This is a genomic window from Paenibacillus agaridevorans (genome assembly GCF_003112455.1).
Lineage (GTDB): Bacteria > Bacillota > Bacilli > Paenibacillales > Paenibacillaceae > Pristimantibacillus > Pristimantibacillus agaridevorans.
Genome location: NZ_BDQX01000054.1, coordinates 112,776 through 115,214, shown reverse-complemented (window position 1 = coordinate 115,214; position 2,439 = coordinate 112,776). Strand labels below are relative to the sequence as shown.

The following is a 2,439-nucleotide window of genomic DNA, read 5'->3' as shown; positions in this document are numbered from 1 at the left end:
GAGCATCTATGGCCGCTTGCGGATATTGACCCGGCAAGCCACCGGCTTGAGCCTGCCCTTGAAGCTCCCGAGCTTCGGCGAGCAGCGTGTTCAATGCCGCTTTATCCGTCTCGTTCAGCACAGCCTCCCAGCTCGCGTCCGCAACATCAAACGACATGGAGCTGCCGGACAACGCCCCCGTAAACTCGGCAATTTCCATTCTGACCTGCCCAGGTAATGCCGTATTCTTGACTTTGCCATGCAACGTCAGCAATGGTCCGCTCACGCTAATGCCTTCTCCCCCTTGAGCGGGGATCAAAATAATCTTGATTTCGCCTTGCTCCGGTTTAAGCGCCGCCCCGGCGATCTGTATGTCTTCATGCGCCGAAACGATCGCTTCCGCATCCAGCCAATAGCTGCCGGCATGGTCGGCCGTTGCGGCAAATTCCACTTGCTGCGGATTGTACCGTATGACAAGATCAAGCGCCGTAAAGCTTTCCGCATGATCGGACAAACCTGCGGACACGCTGAAATCGCTCTTAGCGCTTAACGATGCCGGTCCGTCAAGCCATGCCTTCGGCAACCCGGCGAGGTCATCCATCGCCGTCTTTAATTGCAGGGCAGCCTCGTACACCGCCGCGCGATCGGCAGACTCATTTACGGCTATCGACCGCGCCGCCTCCAGTTTCGTTTGCAGCGCCATCCAACTGGCTTGCGTAAATGCCGCTTCATCCAAAGCCTCCGCATCGCCGATCAGCTCGAACAGAAAGCTTTTGTCCAGCTTATAAACAATGGTGAGCGTTGGCGCAAATTGACCCGGGGCGCTGCCGCCGGATGTATATTCCTTCGTCAGCGGGTTGCCTTCGGCGCCGGCAGACGCCAGGAACAATGTCAGCTTGTCGCCCGTATTGGCTTGCACCGTATCCATAACATCCATGCTCCAGACTCCGGAAATGCCGTAATCCGGATAATCGCTGTTCGCGGCTACGGGAGCGGATGCCGAAGGGCTGTTCAAAAATGCAACAATTTGATCCGTGCTGCCCCCGAAATAATCGTTTTTGAGCTCAAGACCCAGTCGGCCCGAAGCGCCTGGCTCCGCCCAGTCATCCCACTCGAGCAAACGCGCCTGGATGACGGCCGACCGCTGATTGCCCCGGAACATGGTCAGGTTCACCGATTCGATAGCGGAGTCGCTCAGGTCGGGAACGCCATTAAACGTAAGGAGTCCGTATCGGCGCTGCGTTTCGACATTGGCCCCGCTGTTTAAAATCGTCAGCTCCGGTCCAATGCCGGAGGCATTATCGTTGCTAAATCGCAAGGTCGTATCCTTTTCCACCTTCAATTGAATGATGCCGTCCTCGCCTATATAGCCCTTGAGCGTTCGTGCGCTCTCCAGCTTGCCGGGTTCGGCCGACGACACATACAGCGATCCCGATAGCGAGCCGATTTGCGCAATTCGCACCGAAGCCGAGCCGCCCTCCGCAATAGCCATGCCAAGCGGCTGCAGATCCCTTGCCGTCCGGTAAACCTTTGCCACGCTGCCGTCCGCAAGCCCCTCCACCGTAACGACATCGTCAATGCCTTCCGGGCGGTTGGATACCGCAATGTCCCCCGGCTCAGGAGCGTTTGACAAGGCCGGTGGCGAGACGGTGTCCGAGAACGGACCGACCGCGCCGTCCAGCGCAATCGGAGCTACCTTGTAATAAGGCGTGCCCTGCGATGGAATCGCCGTATCGGTGTAGGACAAGATCATCGCGTCCGCTGCGATTCGCGTCCATGGCGAGTCCGCTGCCGGTTCGGATGTACCCGGCCGCAGCTCCGGATTCGTATCGCTCGCCGCCGCATCGTAAGTACGGTAAAGGCTGAAGCCGACAGCCTGCTTCGGTTTGTTCCAGCTTATTGTTAAGCTTTCGCCCTCCAGCTTCGCTGCCGGATAGAGGCTGCCCCGCTCGCTTTCCTCTACGCGGACATCGCCGAACCGCGCCGCCTCCGCTGCCGTTACGCCCCCATATATCGCATAAGGGAACGGCGTAAACAGCTTGTGAACCGCAATCCAGCTATTGCCGTCGCGCGAAACGTAAGCGTTGACGTAATGGGAGTCGTATTCTCTTACCAGTCGGATATACGGATATTCCTCTGCGCGCAAGCCCAGCAGACCAGCATCGAACGGACTTGCCTTTACATCCGTCCACATATGCCTGGAGTCTCGTGTGCGGTTCTGCAATACGAGATTGCCCTCTTCGTCCGCCCCGAAATAAATATATCGCGCGCTAGCGTCCAGCTTGTCGCGCAGCATGATGCCCGAAGCCGCTCCCGAATGGCTGTCGATCCGGGCTTCCACCGAACCATTGCCCGCCAGCAACTGATGCACGAAATGGAGCGAATCGTGAATGTCCCGGTCGTAGATATTGTAGTCGTCTCCTTCGCCAAACCCGTCGCCATTGCCGCCCGAGATGGCCA

Annotated in this window: 1 protein-coding gene; it reads right to left on the bottom strand. The window is 58.2% G+C overall.

Annotated features, from left to right (window positions below):
* On the bottom strand, nucleotides 1–2,439 hold a 2,439-nt coding region (locus PAT3040_RS36815), incomplete at both ends, for a hypothetical protein (protein WP_219930239.1).